A 17,408-nucleotide genomic window follows, 5' to 3' on the forward strand; every position below is an offset into this window, starting at 1 on the left:
TCTTACTTTTTCTTAGCTAATATTAAAGCCGTTATTATCTATATTTAAAATTTCTACCTTGAAATTTTTAAATTTATCCGCCAGCGCATTTTTTATCTTTTGCGCGTCGCTAGCATGGGCTAAATTTAAAAATGTCGAGCCACTACCGCTGAGAGAACTCATAATCGCGCCATTTGCATAAGCCACTTCGCGCACGCTAAACAGCTCAGGTAGCGCGCTCATACGCACCTCCTCGTGCATTTTATCCACACAAGCAAGCCTTAGGCTATCATAATCTTTTTTCATAAAACACGCCGTCAAAAACGCAGCGTGCGAAAGATTGCTCACGCAATCTTTGATAGTAAAACTCTTAGGCAATTTTCCGCGAGATTCGTTTGTAGGCATTGGCGTATCTGGGATAACGACGATAGCCTTGATATCAGCGTCGATCTCGCATTTTTGCGAATAGACATTTTTGCCAGAAGTTATGCTCGAAACAAACCCGCCATAAGTCGCTGGGGCGATATTGTCAGGGTGGTTTTCGTATTCTAGGGCGAGATTTAAAATTTTGCCCCTATCCACGCTAAATCCGCGCATATAATACGCTGCCGCGATTGCTCCGACTATCACAGCCGATGAGCTTCCAAGACCGCGCGAAAATGGGATATTGTTTTGAAATGAAATTTTGAAATTTTGGTTTGGATTTCCGCCTAGTTTGGTGTAAATTTCGCGGAAAATGTTTAAAAACGCATTATTTTTTTTAAGCCACGCCTTTTCGCTTCCATATCCATTTAGCGAGATACAATGAAAGCTATTTTCGCAAATCTCTACTTCGTTAAAAAGCTCTAAACTAAGTCCTAGTGCGTCGAAGCCTGGTCCCAAATTTGCGCTGGTGGCGGGAATTTTTATAATCAAATTTTCTCCTAAACTGCATCAATAATGTAATTTGGTAGTATATCATTGCTTTTATTTAAAGTTGATAAATTTTGCGGTAATTTCATAGGAGCAGGCTCTAATTTTGCCATTTTTATCTCGCCATTTTCGTAAATGTATGAAAATGCCTTATTTGCCCTGATTGGCAAAAATCCATTTAGCTCAAATCCACTGACCGCGTAAAGTGGCAAATTTAGGGCGATACTAAGCGTTTTTAGCATTACAAAGCTAACTTTTATGCCCATAAAAGAGCCGGGAGTATTCGCATAGATAAGCTCTGAAATTTTATACTCTTTTAAAATTTGAGAAAATTTTTCTACCAAAAATTCATCGGCTTTTTGCCCTGGCGCGCTAGAAAATTCTAAAATTTTGTCATTTTTCTCGTAAATACCGACAAGCACGGGCGAAGTGAGTGCTACGACTAAAACGCTGATTTCTTTGATGATTTGCCCTTACGCGAAAGCTTTTTGATACTCTCTTACGATTTGCGCGTTTAGCTCGACTAATTCATAATTTTTAGCGTCGCTAAATACAGCCTCAGTGAGCTTGTGATTTAGATCATGGCTTCCAGCAAATGATGTGTAATCGCCCAAAATAGGCGCTCCACTAAGTGCCAAATCGCCAATAGCGTCTAAAATTTTATGGCGGACAAATTCGTTCTCATAGCGCAAACCTTCTGGGTTTAAAATTTTATTATCATCGATTACGACGGCATTTTCTAGGCTTCCACCAAGCGCAAGACCCATTGAGCGAAGCGCTTGAACATCTTTTAAAAATCCAAATGTTCTAGCCCTAGAAATTTCTTTAATATAAGCCTTTTTGCTAAATTCAAAGACATGGTGCTGTGTGCCGATAATCGGATTTGCAAATTTAATCGTATAATCAAATTTAGGCCTTGCGCTTGGGCTTAGGCAGACGAATTTATCGCCCTCTTTGACCTCGACATCGCGCTTGATGATAATGACTTTTTTATTCGTATCTAGCTCTTTGATTCCAGCCTCGTCCAAAAGCATACAAAAACTCGCCGAGCTTCCGTCCATTACAGGGATTTCGTTCGCATCGACGATAATGCGAATATTGTCGATTCCGTAGCTTGAAATCGCGCTCATTAGGTGCTCTATCGTGGAAACATAGCCCTTTTCGTTGCCCACAACAGTGGCCATTTGGGTATTTACGACATTTTGGGGCGTTGCTTTAAAACTAATTCCAAGGTCGCTTCTATAAAATACTATTCCGCTACCTGCTTCCAAAGGCTCCAATGTAAGTCTGATTGGCTCACCTTTATGCAATCCGATACCGACACTATGGACTTTTTTAGCTATTGTTCTTTGTCTCATTTTTCCCTCATTTCATTAATTTTTGCATTATAGCGAAAAATTTGAAATTTATTTTCCTTTTTCGATAACTTTTTTCGCACTTTCGAGCACATCGCTCACATTATCCTTGATCCACTTCGGATCCATCCACTCCTCCGGCCTTACTTCCACACCCTGAACCACTATACCAAAGTGCAAATGATCGCCAAAGGCAAAGCCAGTGGCGCCAGTTTGGGCTAAGATATCATTTGGTTTGACCTGATTGCCCACGCTAAGGGCTGAATTCGAGCAGTGCGCATACACGCCATAAACTCCAAATCCATAATAAACGCCCAAATTTAGGCCATAAATTCCATTATCTTGCAAGAACACGACCACGCCGTAATTACTCTCTTTGATATCCGCGTTTGCCACGCTAGCAAGATCAAGCCCCATGTGCCAGCTCTCGCTAACTTGCTCGCTGTTTAAGAAAAACAGCCTGTGATCGGCGAAACTCGCTACCGCAGCACCCTTTGCAAGCGGATAAAACGGACGAAGCGAAAACTCGCTTATCATATCCTCATGCACCCTGCTCGTAAATGCGTGCAGATCCTTGGCGTTTTGCTCTCTGAGAGTTTCATTTACAAATTTAAATTTATCCAAATCGCTCATAGAGTTGAAATTTTGCGCATGTTGGCTGGCTAGATCGCTAACCTTGCCTGAGAGAAAATTTTCGCTAAGTTTGATTTGCGAGACCTTGTATTTTTTATCGCTGTAAAAGTAGCGAATCTGCGACGAGCTGACATTTCCAGCCTTGTCGGTTGCTACGATTTCGGCGCGAAATTCATCTTCGTTTGCCGGCCATGCTACAAGCGAAGCGTAATAGCCTTCTTTGACAAACGGCGTAGCTTTGAAAATTTTGCCGTAATTTGTGCGGATAAAAACCTCATCTAGCATTTCATCGCTAGCGCTGAAAACAACCACAGCCGAGCCACCTTTGGTGATTTTATACGAATTTGCGACCAAATTTATCAAAGGTTTTTTGTTGTCGATGATTATATTTACGACTTTATCGGTTTTGTTGCCTTTGGTGAAATTCCACGCGCTAATATCGCCAGCTTCGATGTGTAGTTTGTATTTTTTATCTTTATTTAGGATTAAATTTTTTGGAAATTCAACTGCAATTTCTAGCTCTTTTTGGCTTATGCCATACTCTTCATCTTTTAGCGGAGTTAAATTTTCCCCGTCATTTAGGCTTACTTTTATTGATTTTACGCCAGTATCATCTGAAATTTTAACCTTCAAAGGCGAGATTAAATTCCAGTAAATTTCATCTGCAATTTCGATTTTAGGGGGATTTTGTTCAAATTTAGGCGAGGTTAAAAAATGAAAAACTCCATAAGCTATCGCCAAAGTTAGTATTAAAAAAATGAAAATTTTAGGATTTATTCTGCTTCGATTTCTATACATAAATTACCTTGATTTTAAATTAAAGCCTGATTTTACTGAGTTTTTGTAAATCGTAAGTAAAGGATTAGTTAAATTTCATTAAGGTTAAATTTTGGGTAAAAGTGAAATTTACCCAAAATTTACGCCAAATTTTAGTTAAATCTAGCTCCAATGCTAAATTCGAAACTATTTGTCTTATCGTGTGGTTTTTCGTTAAGCGGTTTTGTGAAATACAACTGCAACGGCCCCATTGGTGTGAGCCACTCGATACCAGCACCTGCGCTATATCGCTCTTCCTCGTTCCAGTCATTGTCACCTATCATACCATAATCGAAAAATGTTACAAGGCGCATTTTCATACGATCGATTAGCGGGAAGCTTAGCTCGACCGAGTTATTGAAGCTTTGCATACCGCCTGTTTCGACATAACGGCAGCTGCCATCGGCTACGCAAATTTCTTTACGCGGAATCGATCTAGAATTATATCCTCTCACCGTCCTAATACCGCCTAGGAATAGTTTTTCGTTGATTGGAAGCGGATCGCCTCTATCCCACACATATCCAGCCGCAGCTTTGTAGCGGAAAATCAAATCGTAATCGATATAATCACGCAATCCAAAGTAGTAATTAAAGCTTCCTTTGGCTTTGGTAAATTCGATATCTCCGCCAAGTCCAGCGTATTCTAAGCTAGCAGTCGCAATGATACCGCTTCGTGGCAGATAGTAATCATCTGTGCTATTGTATGTAAGTGCTGGTGTAATCGAGCTTTTTATGCTTTCGTGGTTACGATAACCAGCGGCTGCGTAGTATTCGTTTAGCCCTTCGATTTCTGTCTTTTCTAGGTAGTATGTCAGACTTGCGCTTAAATTTCGTCCTAGCTTTCTGCCAAGCGTCAAAGCAAATCCGTAAGATTTCTCCTCGTAATCGTCCCAGTCATAATCATTAGCAAAAACCATACCACCCAGGCTGTATTCTGAATCGAAAATTCTAGGATTTGTAAGGCTTACTCTACCGCTTAATTTATCATCTGATTTTTCTACCGATACTGAGCCGCTTAGTCCTGTTCCAAAGACATTTCTATCGCTAATTCCACCGCTTAGTAGCAATCCATCATCGCTACCATATCCGATACCGCCTGTAATCGAGCCGGTTGGGGTTTCTTGGACTACGACTTCTAAATCTAGTTGATCGTCGCTTACCCTAGTTTCTTTGATTTCGACATTTTCGAAATATCCCGTGCGTTTAAGAGCCGCGATAGAATCAGCATAATCGGTTCTGCTAAACAAATTTCCCTCAGTTAGATACATTTCGCGTCTAACGACTTTATCTTCTGTTTTGTCGTTTCCAGAGATTGTTACATTTCTGATATAAACTTTATTTTCAGGTATGATTTTATAAGTTATGCCTATGGTTTTAGCCTCTCTGTCTTGATCTGTTTGTGGGACGACCTTGACATAAGCATATCCTTGATCAGCGACTAAGGTTTCGATTTTTTGGATATCGCGACGCATCCAGTCTGAATTCATCGTATCGCCCTTTTCGAGTTTTAGATCGCTTATGACCTTTTCTTTATCCATAGTTACATTTTCTGGGCAGTCGATATCTATACTGCTGACCTTATAACGCTCGCCCTCTGTTACATAATATGTCAAATCCGCGGTGTAATCGCCAGTATCGGCATTTACGATTGGGGCAGATACCCTAGCGTCGAGGTAGCCTTTTTTGTAATATTCTTCTTGGATTCTATTTGCGTCGTTTGGCAACTCGTTAGCTTTTAGCTGTCCGTCGTTAAAGCCCCATAGCCAGCCAAATACTTCGCGTTGTTTGTTTGAAACAGCTGGTTCGATATCATCATAATCTAGCTTTTTAGCGCCGACTAAATTTACCTTTTCGATAATGATGTTTTCGCCTCTATTGACATCAACTATGACATGCACGGCGTTTCCTTCGCTATCAAGCGGTTTTGGGGTAACTTCGACAACAGTGTCAAAAAAGCCCTTTACTTCGTAAAATTGCTTGATTCTAGCGGCAGCGTTTTTTGCCAAAACCTCATCATAGACCTGTCCCGGGCGAAGTCCGATTAAATTTTTGATAGCGTCTTGGTCGTTTGTAACGACATTTTTGATATCGACTTTGGCCACGCTTGGTTTTTCTTTTACGCTAATTGTTACATTTCCGCCCTGTTCGCTGATATACACATCTTCGAAATAGCCCTGAGCAAAGAGATTTGAGATCGCTCGGTTTGTGTTTTCGCCAGTGATTTGATCGCCTATTTGTAGGCCAGAAATAGCAGCTGCAACTTGCGGAGATAGGTGTTTTAAACCCTCGAATTTAATAGTTTGGATTTGCGCTGCGCAAGCAATAGAAACCCCACCTAATAATAAAAACAAACTTTTTCTCATAAAATTTTACCTAGAAATGAAAATAATTGCGTATAATAGCATATTAAAATTAATCAAAAAGAATTTACAAAGGAAAATTATGAAAATAGGCATTATAGGCTTAGGTTTGATAGGTGGCTCGCTCGGGCTTTGTATGAAAAAATCAAAGATTATTAGCACGGTTAGCGGATACGATATTTCTAGGGAAAACGAAAAAGAGGCTTTGGAGCTGGGGCTGGTGCATGAAATTTTAAGTATCGAGGAGATGAAGCAAAAATGCGATGTGATTTTTCTCGCAATCCCAGTCGAGGCGATTATCACGACGCTAGCCCAGCTAAAAGACGCGCGCAAGGAAACCACAATCATCGATTTAGGAAGCACGAAATTTAAAATTTTGCAAAGTTGCCCGCCAGAAATTAGAGGAAATTTCATCGCCGCTCACCCTATGGCAGGCACGGAAAACTCAGGTCCGAGTGCTGCGTTTTCGGAGCTACTAAACGGCGCAGTAGTCGTCATCTGCGACGATAACAACGCCGATGAAATACATGTCAAACGCGCGGTTGAAATTTTTTCGTTTGCGGGTATGAAGATTGTCTTTATGGATGCGCTCAGCCACGACCACCATGTGGGGCTCATCTCGCACCTGCCACACGCGATTAGCTACTCGCTCGTAAATAGCGTCTTAAAAGAGGAAAATCGCCGAAATATCATAAATTTAGCCGGCGGAAGCTTCACTGGCATGGCAAGAATCGCCAAATCAAGCCCTGAAATGTGGGTCGATATCTTCAAACAAAACAAAGAAAATTTGTTAAAATCGATAGAGTCTTTCAAAAAAGAGCTTCAAATTTGCACCGATATGATCGAAAACGAAAAGTGGAGCGAGCTAGATAGCTGGATGCACAGCGCAAGGACACTGCGCGAGATTTTGTAAATTTGCCTGATTTGTCGCGCAAGCAATCTGCGAGTTTGAAATTTATCTAAATTTTACTAGATTGCAACGCTAGGCTCGCAATGACGCGGTTGTGATATTTTGATTATTTTTCCTCACTGCAATGGTTAATTAAAGGATTAAAAATGATGAAATTTGATAAAAATATAAAATTCGGCGGGCAAGGACGCCCACCCTATGGTGCTACCCGTTGAACTCATAGTTCTCTCCTTGTGTTATAAAAATTTTTATCAAAAATTCCAAAGCTTGATTTAGCATTTGAAATATTTAATTTCACATTTTCTAAAAAGTATTTTTGAAATTCTTTAAATTCTTTGTCGCTACAAATCATAATATTCATCACTTTTCCATTTTTACTATAAATGGTAAGACAATCATAAACGCTATCATTGATTTTGCCACCATTTATTGTATGGGTTATGATTTTTGGAATTGCATAAAATACAGAGATAAGCGTAAAAATAAAAAACAAAATAATCGGTTCATTAAACGCAAAAATCGCATAAATATATGTTGAGATTATAATAAAAAGTAAAATTTTAGCAATAAATGGAATTTCTTCGTTTCCGTCTCTAAAATCAATACTAAATTTAACATTTTTAATCTCTTTTACTTGTATAAAATCAAAAGATTTATCATTTTTAATTTGGCTTATCATTTCGTTTTGCAAAATAAAGTAATTTTTGCCCAAAAATTTCATAATGTAAGGAATTGCTACCATAAGAGACAAAATCGTAAAACCATTGACTTTTTCTGGTTTTGTGATACACAAAATAACAAAAGCTAAAATCATCAAAAATATACCAATTAAATTTACTTGTGGCTTGTAATCTTTTATAATAATCGGATTTTCGTCATAATTTCGCAAATTTGATTTTTTAATATTTGGTTTATTTTCTAAATTTTCGTTTTCCAAATTTAATCCTTTTTATAAAATCTCGGTCAGTATCGTTGATACTGAATTTTTAAATTTACAATTTTAAACCATAAAAAACCAAAATTTAAAAAAACTCTAAAATTTTATCTCGCATTAAATTTGCATTTTCTATGTGATTTATCTCTTCGCGAAATGCGCTAGCGTTTGCGTAGCCCTTGGAGTATTCGTGCAGGTGTTTGCGGAAAATCGCCACGCCGTGCGCCCCATAGTGCGCTATCATCTGCGCAAAATGCTCCAAAATAATCTCTTTTTTTAGCTCTGCGCTCGCACTTTGCCCCTGCTTAATCTCGGCGAAAACCCACGGGTGCCCGATACTTGCCCTGCCTATCATAAGCCCGTCTGCGCCTGTCGTGCTTCGCACAAATTCGGCATTTTGCGAGCTAATGTCGCCGTTAGCGATGAGTGGGATCTGCACGGCACCTTTTGCGCGCGCAATCGCCTCATAATCGACCTGCGCGCTGTATCCACCAGCCCTCGTGCGCCCATGCACCGCGATGAAATCAGCCCCGCCTCGCTCCACCGCGCGCGCGATATTTTCGATATCAACGCTAGCAAAGCCAAGCCTAACTTTCGCGCTTACGAATTTTTTATTTGAGTGGGTTTTGATGATTTCTAAAATTCGGGCTATCTTGTCCAAATCCAGCAAAAGCGCCGAGCCTGAGTTTTGCTTCACGACCTTTGGCACAGGGCAGCCGCAGTTGAGATCAATCCCGCAAAATCCGTCAAATTTATTCAAAATCAAAACCGCCTTTTTTATCACTTCCTCATCGCTTCCGGCGATTTGAACGAAAAAGGGCTCTTCTGCTTCGTTTTTTTCTAGCATTTTTAGGGTTTTGTCGTTTTCAAACACCAGCGCATTTGCGCTAATCATCTCGCTTATCGTCGCGTCAGCGCCGAATTTTTTCACCACACCGCGCAGTGGCGGATCTGAAAACCCAGCCAAAGGCGCCAAAAAAAGCGGTTTTGTCTCGAAAAATTTATTTAAATTCATTGATTGTATAAAAATGGTGCGAATTTGCAAATTTACAAAATTTACAAATTCGCACCCCGAAATTTAGAATATCAGCGAAGCTGGCACTGATTTGCCATTGTCGCGTAAAAATAGCAAAATTTGGAATTTATCGAATTCATCGCCGTCGCTCATGTGAAGTTGCTCTCTTAGCTCATCAATCATACCAAGCTCATATAGCGCATACAAATACGCCTCTGTCGCGCTTGAATTTTGGTTTTTGAGCCTTTCAAAAAAGGTTCTGTATTGCTCCGGATTTAGGTGGTCTTTGAGCTTTTTGGCAAAATAAATGAAGTCTTTGTCGCTGAATTTATCGCTATTTATGAGATTAAACAGCTCCTCGCTACTGACCTCAAACTCGCTCTCATCAGCAGCTCTTTCTACGATACGCTTGATATCGTCGGTGTCTTGGAATTCTTTATAGGTTTTAATCGCGCTATAATCGCCCTTATCGACTAAAATTTTATATGCTTTTTTGGTAATTTGATCGTTATAAACGCCCTTTGTTTTTAAAATTTCGCGCGCATAATCAGGCTCAGCGTCAAGGCGGTTTAGCTCGTTTTGCAAAAACATACCGTTTGATTTAGGGAGTTTGTATTTTTTCAGATCCACGACCTCGCCGTTTTTTACCTTTTCGACGACATCAACTATCTCTTTTAGGCTTTCGTTTTTGATATCAAGCTCGCTACTATCATACCATGGAGATAAAATTTTAGTTATATCGCTTGGATCTTTGAAAAACTCTGTTTTGAAGTTTCTATTTGTTTCAAGCCCTAATAAAACCTCTTTTGTCATCTCGTCATACGAGCTTACATCTTTTTGTATAGCGCGGTTTTTGCGATAAACCATAAAACCATAAAAGCCCAAATGACAAAGCGCTAGTATCATATACAAAGCTAATGGTAGCACCACCCACACAGCCACAGGCAGTGTGAGAGAGTATCCAAGCACGCTTAGGGTGTAGCTCGCGCTTTCTTGCGTGAAAATCACAGCCGCGATGATACCGATATATATCACTGAATATACAAAAAATTGTTTTGCCTTCATCATTATCTCCTTTGTGCTTTTTCGGCAAGTTCTTTGCAAGAAATACATAGTCTTGATTCTGGGCGGACTTTTAGCCTTTCTGGGCTGATTGGCTCGCCACACTCCAAACACTCGCCATAAGTGCCGTTTTCAATGCGTTCTAGCGCAGAGACTATTTTATTTAGGCTCTCTCTTTGTTTTAGCCCAATCGAATACTCAATCGTCAAATCCGTATCCATGCTAGCTACATCAATCTCATCTGTCGCGCCGTGCTCTCTAAGCTCCTCGATATCTTTTGTCGCGCTGTTGATATTAGCGCTTAGCTCGGCTTTTCTTTCTTCTAAAAGTTTTTTGTAAATTTTCAACTCACTTTTTTTCATTTTACCCTCACTTATGATATGGATGATTTGCATTTATACAAAGCGCACGAAAAATTTGCTCAAAGAGCATAAGCTTTGCAATTTTATGTGCCAAAGTTAGCTTTGTTAGGCTGATGATTTTATCGCATTTGCCCTTAAAATCATCGCTTAGCCCGTAAGCACCGCCTATGAAAAATGAAACCAAATTTTTCCCGTCTAAAATTTTAGCAAATTCCATACTATCAAGCTCTTCGCCCCTCTCGTCAAGGGCGATATTATAACCTTTTAATCTAGGCATATAAACCTCGTCATACGCCCTAAGTGCGCTGGCTCTATCGATCGTCTGAGCCTTTGCGATACTAGCGTTAAAGAAAATTTCATCTTTTATGCTAGCAAATTTAGCCGACATTTTGCGATATTCGTTTAGCTCGCTCGCAAATTCGTCGGTGCCTTTTTGTATAGAATTAACGATAATCTGCACTATTCGTCTTCTTCGCCGTGCGTATCAAATAGCCCCTCATCGCTACTATCATCGAGTTGGACTGGGGTATTTGTTAGCATATTTACCATATCGCTTAGATACTGACGCATTTGCGCTCTTGGCACGATAGCGTCGATTAATCCATGTTCTAGCAAAAATTCTGAGCGTTGGAAACCCTCTGGCAAATCTGCTCCGATTGTTTGTTTGATGACCCTTTGACCAGCAAAGCCAATCAATGCACCCGGTTCAGCGATAATAATATCGCCTAGCCACGCAAACGACGCACTAACTCCGCCCATCGTAGGATCTGTCAAAACAGAGATAAATGGGATTTTGTTTTCGCTTAAAATTTTAAGCGCAGCCGAAGTTTTGCTCATTTGCATTAGCGAATATGTGCTTTCTTGCATTCTAGCTCCACCGCTAGCTGATACGATAATCAAGGCTTGCTTTTTATCAAGCGCGCGTTTGACGGCTCGCACGATTTTTTCGCCCTCTACCGAGCCAAGACTTCCGCCCATGAAATTAAAATCAAAAACGACTAATTGCACAGGTTGTTTTGAAATTTTGGCCTCACCAGCGACGACAGCACTCGTTCTGCCTGTCTTTTCCTGCCCCTCGCTTATGCGTTTTTTGTATGATTTTTTATCAACAAATTTAAGCGGATCAACGGGTTCGAGGGTTTTATCACACTCTACAAACGAACCCTCATCACAAATTAGCGCGATTCGCTCATCTGCGCTAAAACGCATGTGATAGTTACATTTAGGGCAGACATGGTGGTTTTGTTCCACCTCCTTAAAATACATCAAAGAAGCACAACCAGGACACTTAACCCAATGCGCAGGTGCCTCAGAAGCTTCTGGTTGGGCTCTACGAATCTTTGAAAACAAATCTCCAAAATTCATAATATTCCTTTAATTTTGCAAAATTAAACTCTCAATTTTAACCTATTTTTCTTTATTTAAATTTAAAATTTCGCTAGAATATCACCCATGCAAGGATTTATATTAAAAGTCACAAAAATCAAAGACGAAGATTGTATAGTAGATGTGCTATGCGCTGACGCCTTGGTGCGCGCATATCGCTTTTATGGTGCCAGGCACCCAAATATCACACAAGGATACAAAATAGATTTCGAGCTAGTCTCAAACCAAAATTTCCTCCCGCGCCTAAGCAATGTCATGCACCTAGGATACGGCTGGCTCGCAAATAGAGAAAAACTCATTTTTTGGCAGCAATTCATCAGGCTACTAGGCGCGCATTTAAAGGACGCAAACGAGCTTGATAAATTTTACTATGAGCTTTTAAATTCCGCTGCTTCGCACTTTGGCCGCCAAAATCCACGCCGAATAATTATCGAAAGTTACGCCAAAATTTTAGAATTCGAGGGCAGACTTCACAGCGAGCCATTTTGTTTTTTATGCGACGAAGAAATTAGCGGCGCAGTATCACTCACACGCGGATTTTTGCCAGCTCACGAGCATTGTTTGCACCAAAAAGGCTTTAACTGGGGCGAAATTTTGGAATTTTTGCAAAGTCAAAATTCGCTAAATTTAGAAGATGACGCAGTTGAAAGGCTGTATGCTATCACGCTTCAAGGCTTTTAAATTTAGGCTATTTGCTTAGCTTTTTATACTCCGAGCATGAAATTTTATCGCCCATAGCGCAGGCTCTGGCGTAGTAGTTTTTCGCCCCCTCGATATCGCTTTGACCTTGGAAAATAATGGCTAAATTTCGGCACGAAGTCGCGACATCTAGCTTGCAAAGCCTATCTGTGTAAAAAATCGCCGATTGGATATTTTCAGGCGTGCCTTGGGCTTTAAAATACAAATTCACCAAGGTTTCGCAAGAATCTTTGTTGCCGTTTTTGCAGTCATTATCCAGCCTTGCCACGGCTTTTGTGTTTTCTAGCGTCACAAGGGCATTTTCGCAGTATTCGTCCTCGCCGTTTTTGCACAAAAACGCGCGAATTTCACTTAATCTTTTTTTGTTTTTATTCGAAGCAGAGTGCAATCTCTCAGCCCCTTTGCACGAAAGGACATTTTTTTGCTTACAGCCGTTTTCGTATAAATTCAAGGCTGCGTTTTTATCAGCCTTGATTCCAAGACCATTTTCTAGCATTTGCGCGTAAGCTACGCAGGCATTATCGTGCTTTTTATCGCACGCTTTTTTAAAGAACAAAACCGCGCCCTCATCGTCTTTGGCAGTGCTTTGCCCCATATAAAGCAAAAGTCCCACCTCATAGCACGCCTGCACATCACCCTTTTCGCAAGCGATAAATTTAGTGTCTTCAATAGCAAATAAATTTGAGAAAAATAAAAAGATTAAAATTAGTTTTTTCAAACTAACCCCTTTGAAGTGAAATTTGGGCTAAGATTAGCCCAAATTTGTTAATAAATAGTTTTGATTACGACGCGTCTGTTTGGTTTGAGGCACTCTTTTAGTGCGGCACCTTTTTCGCCCGGGCAGAATTTAACCTGATCTGCCTCGCCCATGCCGATAGCTTGGATTTTGCTAGCTGGGATTCCATTTGCGATAAGCTCGTTTTTGACCATATTTGCGCGTTGTTGCGATAGAGTTTTGTTATAAGCGTCGCTTCCTAGCGGATCGGTGTAACCATAGACCTTGACGCTTCTTACCATATTTACATCGATATCTTTGGCGACAGCTGCGATTTTTTCGTGGCCCTCGGCTTTGAGATTGTCTTTGTCGAAGTCAAACAAAAAGTCAGATTCTAACTCGACATTTTGGTTAGGTAGCTGCACAGGGGCAACATCGGCGCAACCTTTTGGATTATAAAATGTGCTTCCTACGCGATAATCTTTGTCATAGATAATTTTAAACTGGCAAATTTTATCAGGATCACCAGCTTTTTTCTTCAAATTAAACACATAATCCCACTCTCTAACAGCATACAAACCCTCTTGATGATGTGGGTGTCCGATTAGAAAATAGACTTGATCTTTGCTCATACCCTTTTCTACTTTGCCCAAATTTTCGGCATTTGGGTGAGTTGGAGCGTCGATCCATGTTTTGTTCATATCCAAAAAAGTCACATCGTCCCATTGCATAACGCCGTCTTCTGGGATATTGTCGCTTACATGAGTGGTGCAACCACTAAAAAATAAAATTCCAGCTAAGCTTAGAGCTGATAGTAATGATTTTTTCATTTTTTACCCTTTAAATTTAAAAAAAGCGAAACCGAAATTCATCGGTTTCGCACTAGGCTACCTTAGAAGTGGAAGCCCAAAGACGCGCCTGCGCCAATGTTGTCTTGTGTATCGACTGAGATAGATGATTTAAATACCCATTTACCATTGTCTGACATTTTTGATAGACCGATAGATAGAGCACCCTCATCTTGATAATAACCAGTACCCACACTTAGCATACCCTTACCAGGAATTGTTGATTGCGGTAGGTTGCCGATAGCGATAGCAGAAGCGACACCAGCCCTAGCCTCATCTCTAACATTGTCAATTTTTTTGTCTAAATTATCAATTCTTTGATTGATATTTGTTATGTTGCTACCCAAATGCTCGGCGATACCCTCGATAGCAGAGTATAGTTGTGAGCCGTTGATCGCATCGGTGCTGTCTTTGCTGATTAGACCAGGTGCGACATTTTGGATACGGCGAGTTTCATTAGCATTACCAACGCTTACTACGCCTTTGACTTGGTTGCCACCAGCGAATTGTTTCATACCGATAGTGACATTTTCACCAGCTGCATTTTTCGCAGTTACGCTTGCGCTAGTGTAAGCGTTGTTTGTACCTTTACTTCTAGCACCTTCGCCAACATAAGCTGTTCTGCTACCTAGGAATAATGAGTCTGCAACTGTGCTAGTTACATTGTTGCCCATTACAAATGTATCTTTTGTAGATACATTGTTATTATTACCGATTACATAGCTTCCATCAGCTCCTGCTGCTACGGTATTTGGATCACCAAATGCACCTGCGTTGTTAGCATAGACTAGGTTACCAGTTCCAACTGAAATTGATTGTTTTCCGCTAGCTTGTGCGCCATTACCAATAGCGATAGATTGCTCACCACTTGCATTTGCATTATCGCCAACAGCTAATGATGATTTACCACTAGCGTCTGCTTGATAACCAATAGCTGTCGCATGTCCGCCACTAGCAGATGAATCGATAGTGTTCTTTCTTTGAGCCTCAGGGTTGAAATTCTCATCTTGATTTGTATGGAAGAATTTAATACCTTGCTCGTTCATCTTAGAAATCGCAGTTACGACATTGTTTGTAACATACTCACCTTTATCTTTGACATTGTAAGTTTTTAGCGTTACAGTTTTGCCTTTTTCATCTTTTGTTTGAACTACATTGTTAAATGTATTGCCATTCTCATCAGTGTAGTTTTCAACAGTGTAATTTCCAACTAGCTCTTTTAATTGAGATACATTAACTGCGTCAGTTGGAGCCTTACCAGCTGCTACATTTTTGACTTGAACCGGACCTGTTTTCTCGCTACCGTCAGTATTATAAGTAACCATACTTACAGTGCCATCAGAATTTTGTTTAGTAGCGACTTTCAAGTCATAGTTCTTACTACCGTCAGTATTTGTTGTCTCTGCAATTTTTACAGAGCCATTTTTTGAACTAACAGTATTTGGAGCTTTAATTTTGCCTTCAACCGCTTTTAACTGAGATAAATTGACAGCATCAGTTAAGTCAGTGCCTTCTGCAACATTTTGAATTCTGTTGCCACCCATATCGACATTAGTTTTGGTTATAGTTGGACCACCTGCAATAGTCAAACCATCGTTGTTGATAGTAGTATCACCAGCTTTAACACTTCCGTCTTTTCCTAGGTCAATATTTTGAGCAAGTTTAATGATTAAATCGCCACCAACATTTTCTACACCGATATTGCCCTCTGTTAATTCAGCATTAGCAGTGGTGTTACCTTTGATATTTAGCGTTTCGTTAAGTTTTTTGCTTACGACATCGCCTTTATCACCTTTAAATTTCAAGCCGTCATTTAAAGTAGCGACAGTCTCAGGATTACCGCTAGCATTTTTGTAGGTAATTCTAGTATTGGTTGTGCCGTTTTGACCAGGGTCAGTAGGATTAACTTTGGCTACCGTAATATCTGCACTCACAGCATCATTTCCATCTTTACCGTTAGTAATCTTAATGTGACCTTCACCAGTATTGTCATCTGCAAAGATTTCTACACCAGCTTTACCATTTTTGTTATTGACTGTTACAGCACCGCTTTCTGTACTATCACCCAAGCTAAGTTTATTAGCAAGTTTTAGGTCATAGGTGTTGTTGTTTTCGCCACCATGAGTAAGTTTTAGGTTACCATCTGTATAAGTGCCGTCTGTAGGAGCGACTTTGCCACCATTGACAGTAACTTTTGTTCTATTACCCTCAACACCTTTTTTGAGTTGAGATACATTGACTGCATCTGTATCAGCTGTGCCGGCTGCAACATTGTGGATTTGATTTCCACCCATGCTAACATTGTTATCTGTAAGCTTGATGATTTTATCAGGGTCGGTATTGCTTATAGTTAAACCGCTGTTATCTACCAAAGTATTTCCAATAGATAAATTTCCATCTTTTGTCAAATCTACATGTTTTGCAAGTTTGATAATCAAATCACCATTCTCATTAACAACACCTATATTGCCATTTGTTAAGCTATCTTTACCAGCTGTATGGTTACCCTTGATATTTTGTTTTTCATTTAGTTTCTTAGCTATCTCGCCCTCATAATCGCCTTCAAATTTCAAGCCATCATCTAGCGTAGCTACTGAGTGAGAGTTACCATTACTATCTTTGTATTGAATTCTATCCAATTTATCGTTAGGTTGTCCATCTACACCAGGTTTATCTTTGGCGACAGTGATAGTAGCACTTGCTCCGTTTGCACCGTTTAGACCGATAGAGCCTTCGCCGTCCTTAGAAGCAAGAGTTACACCGTCTTTGCCGTCATTGCCTAGTGCAATTCTAGCTCCGTCAGTTGCGTTAGCATCGATACTTACAGCATCTTTACCATCTTTGCCTTGGACTTTGATTGAGCCGTCTTCACCAGGATTACCAGGTGTGCCATCGCCTACTTCACCTATTACTAGGTTATTAGCAAGTTTTAGGTCATAGGTGTTGTTGTTTTCGCCACCATGAGTAAGTTTTAGGTTACCATCTGTATAAGTGCCGTCTGTCGGAGCGACTTTACCACCATTGACAGTAACTTTTGTTCTATTACCCTCAACTGCATAGTATAGTTGTGAGCCATTGATTGCTTCTGTGCTAGTTGCATTGATTTCACCAGGAGCTAAATTTGTAATCTTAACTGGTCTGCTTGAATTCTCGTCTCCGTTTTCATCATAGCTTACTAATGTGATAGTGCCGTTATTATCACCACCTAGTTTAACAGGAACTTTTAGATCATAGTGTGTTCCGTTTTCATCATCGTAGGTTGAAGTAACGAATACTGAGTTATTTGAACTACCAACAGTTGTTTTATTGCTTTCAATTGCTGTGTATAGTTGTGAGCCATTGATTGCTTCTGTGCTAGTTGCATTGATTTCACCAGGAGCTAAATTTGTAATCTTAACTGGTCTGCTTGAATTCTCGTCTCC

16 protein-coding genes are annotated in these 17,408 nt (G+C 40.1%); 2 read left to right on the forward strand and 14 right to left on the reverse strand.

What is annotated here, in order from left to right; genetic code table 11:
- Nucleotides 1–12 precede the first annotated feature (12 nt).
- From thrB to bamA, 5 genes are all read right to left on the reverse strand, one after another.
- A complete protein-coding gene (gene thrB / locus OFN67_RS03425) occupies nucleotides 13–894 on the reverse strand; it encodes a homoserine kinase (protein ID WP_270862543.1) in 882 nt (293 codons plus the stop codon).
- An 8-nt stretch (nucleotides 895–902) separates the two neighbouring features.
- Nucleotides 903–1,313, reverse strand: coding sequence for a glycoprotease (locus OFN67_RS03430; RefSeq protein WP_270866613.1), 411 nt, complete (start codon nucleotides 1,311–1,313; stop codon nucleotides 903–905).
- Nucleotides 1,314–1,364: 51 nt separating this feature from the next.
- Entirely contained in the window at nucleotides 1,365–2,249 is an 885-nt protein-coding gene (gene lpxC, locus OFN67_RS03435; RefSeq protein WP_270868166.1) for a UDP-3-O-acyl-N-acetylglucosamine deacetylase, read from the reverse strand.
- Between the two features lie 48 nt (nucleotides 2,250–2,297).
- Nucleotides 2,298–3,677 carry a M23 family metallopeptidase gene (locus tag OFN67_RS03440; RefSeq protein WP_270868167.1) on the reverse strand — a complete coding sequence of 460 codons (1,380 nt, stop codon included), beginning with the start codon at nucleotides 3,675–3,677 and terminating at the stop codon, nucleotides 2,298–2,300.
- 131 nt (nucleotides 3,678–3,808) lie between these two features.
- A complete protein-coding gene (gene bamA / locus OFN67_RS03445; RefSeq protein ID WP_270868168.1) occupies nucleotides 3,809–6,058 on the reverse strand; it encodes an outer membrane protein assembly factor BamA in 2,250 nt (749 codons plus the stop codon).
- A 79-nt stretch (nucleotides 6,059–6,137) separates the two neighbouring features.
- Here bamA and OFN67_RS03450 point away from each other — a divergent pair, with 79 nt between their 5' ends.
- Nucleotides 6,138–6,968, forward strand: a complete 831-nt coding sequence (locus tag OFN67_RS03450; RefSeq protein ID WP_270865337.1) for a prephenate dehydrogenase — start codon at nucleotides 6,138–6,140, stop codon at nucleotides 6,966–6,968.
- Nucleotides 6,969–7,182: 214 nt separating this feature from the next.
- Here OFN67_RS03450 and OFN67_RS03455 read toward each other — a convergent pair whose 3' ends face one another.
- The 6 genes from OFN67_RS03455 to accD form a co-directional block, all read right to left on the reverse strand.
- On the reverse strand, nucleotides 7,183–7,902 hold the full coding sequence (locus tag OFN67_RS03455) for a hypothetical protein (protein ID WP_270868169.1): 720 nt from the start codon (nucleotides 7,900–7,902) through the stop codon (nucleotides 7,183–7,185).
- Between the two features lie 85 nt (nucleotides 7,903–7,987).
- A complete protein-coding gene (locus OFN67_RS03460; protein WP_270868170.1) occupies nucleotides 7,988–8,914 on the reverse strand; it encodes a tRNA dihydrouridine synthase in 927 nt (308 codons plus the stop codon).
- A 63-nt stretch (nucleotides 8,915–8,977) separates the two neighbouring features.
- Nucleotides 8,978–9,979 carry a LapA family protein gene (locus OFN67_RS03465; protein WP_270866610.1) on the reverse strand — a complete coding sequence of 334 codons (1,002 nt, stop codon included), beginning with the start codon at nucleotides 9,977–9,979 and terminating at the stop codon, nucleotides 8,978–8,980.
- Between the two features lie 2 nt (nucleotides 9,980–9,981).
- On the reverse strand, nucleotides 9,982–10,338 hold the full coding sequence (dksA, locus tag OFN67_RS03470; RefSeq protein WP_270859227.1) for an RNA polymerase-binding protein DksA: 357 nt from the start codon (nucleotides 10,336–10,338) through the stop codon (nucleotides 9,982–9,984).
- Nucleotides 10,339–10,345: 7 nt separating this feature from the next.
- Nucleotides 10,346–10,798, reverse strand: coding sequence for a 23S rRNA (pseudouridine(1915)-N(3))-methyltransferase RlmH (locus OFN67_RS03475; RefSeq protein WP_270862535.1), 453 nt, complete (start codon nucleotides 10,796–10,798; stop codon nucleotides 10,346–10,348).
- Nucleotides 10,798–11,703, reverse strand: coding sequence for an acetyl-CoA carboxylase, carboxyltransferase subunit beta (gene accD / locus OFN67_RS03480; protein WP_270866609.1), 906 nt, complete (start codon nucleotides 11,701–11,703; stop codon nucleotides 10,798–10,800). The genes OFN67_RS03475 and accD overlap by 1 nt, the downstream gene beginning before the upstream one ends.
- 87 nt (nucleotides 11,704–11,790) lie before the next feature.
- Between accD and recO the strand changes: the two genes are divergently transcribed.
- The gene (gene recO, locus OFN67_RS03485) at nucleotides 11,791–12,405 is read left to right on the forward strand and encodes a recombination protein RecO (RefSeq protein WP_270868171.1); all 615 of its coding nucleotides are present in this window, start codon (nucleotides 11,791–11,793) and stop codon (nucleotides 12,403–12,405) included.
- Between the two features lie 7 nt (nucleotides 12,406–12,412).
- On the opposite strand, the gene OFN67_RS03490 is transcribed toward recO, so the two are convergent.
- From OFN67_RS03490 to OFN67_RS03500, 3 genes are all read right to left on the reverse strand, one after another.
- Nucleotides 12,413–13,141, reverse strand: coding sequence for a tetratricopeptide repeat protein (locus tag OFN67_RS03490; protein ID WP_270868172.1), 729 nt, complete (start codon nucleotides 13,139–13,141; stop codon nucleotides 12,413–12,415).
- A gap of 47 nt (nucleotides 13,142–13,188) precedes the next feature.
- On the reverse strand, nucleotides 13,189–13,968 hold the full coding sequence (locus OFN67_RS03495; protein WP_270859222.1) for an OmpA family protein: 780 nt from the start codon (nucleotides 13,966–13,968) through the stop codon (nucleotides 13,189–13,191).
- Between the two features lie 62 nt (nucleotides 13,969–14,030).
- Nucleotides 14,031–17,408 (reverse strand): YadA family autotransporter adhesin (locus OFN67_RS03500; RefSeq protein ID WP_270868173.1); only part of this gene is annotated, 3,378 nt, incomplete at its 5' end.

It is taken from the genome of Campylobacter sp. JMF_11 EL3 (assembly GCF_027736965.1).
GTDB lineage: Bacteria > Campylobacterota > Campylobacteria > Campylobacterales > Campylobacteraceae > Campylobacter_B.

Coding starts and splice junctions, on each gene's coding strand:
- lpxC (WP_270868166.1), bottom strand. CDS start 2,249: ATGAGACAAAGAACAATAGCTAAAAAAGTCCATAGTGTCGGTATCGGA.
- OFN67_RS03440 (WP_270868167.1), bottom strand. CDS start 3,677: ATGTATAGAAATCGAAGCAGAATAAATCCTAAAATTTTCATTTTTTTA.
- bamA (WP_270868168.1), bottom strand. CDS start 6,058: ATGAGAAAAAGTTTGTTTTTATTATTAGGTGGGGTTTCTATTGCTTGC.
- OFN67_RS03450 (WP_270865337.1), top strand. CDS start 6,138: ATGAAAATAGGCATTATAGGCTTAGGTTTGATAGGTGGCTCGCTCGGG.
- OFN67_RS03460 (WP_270868170.1), bottom strand. CDS start 8,914: ATGAATTTAAATAAATTTTTCGAGACAAAACCGCTTTTTTTGGCGCCT.
- OFN67_RS03465 (WP_270866610.1), bottom strand. CDS start 9,979: ATGAAGGCAAAACAATTTTTTGTATATTCAGTGATATATATCGGTATC.
- dksA (WP_270859227.1), bottom strand. CDS start 10,338: ATGAAAAAAAGTGAGTTGAAAATTTACAAAAAACTTTTAGAAGAAAGA.
- accD (WP_270866609.1), bottom strand. CDS start 11,703: ATGAATTTTGGAGATTTGTTTTCAAAGATTCGTAGAGCCCAACCAGAA.
- recO (WP_270868171.1), top strand. CDS start 11,791: ATGCAAGGATTTATATTAAAAGTCACAAAAATCAAAGACGAAGATTGT.
- OFN67_RS03495 (WP_270859222.1), bottom strand. CDS start 13,968: ATGAAAAAATCATTACTATCAGCTCTAAGCTTAGCTGGAATTTTATTT.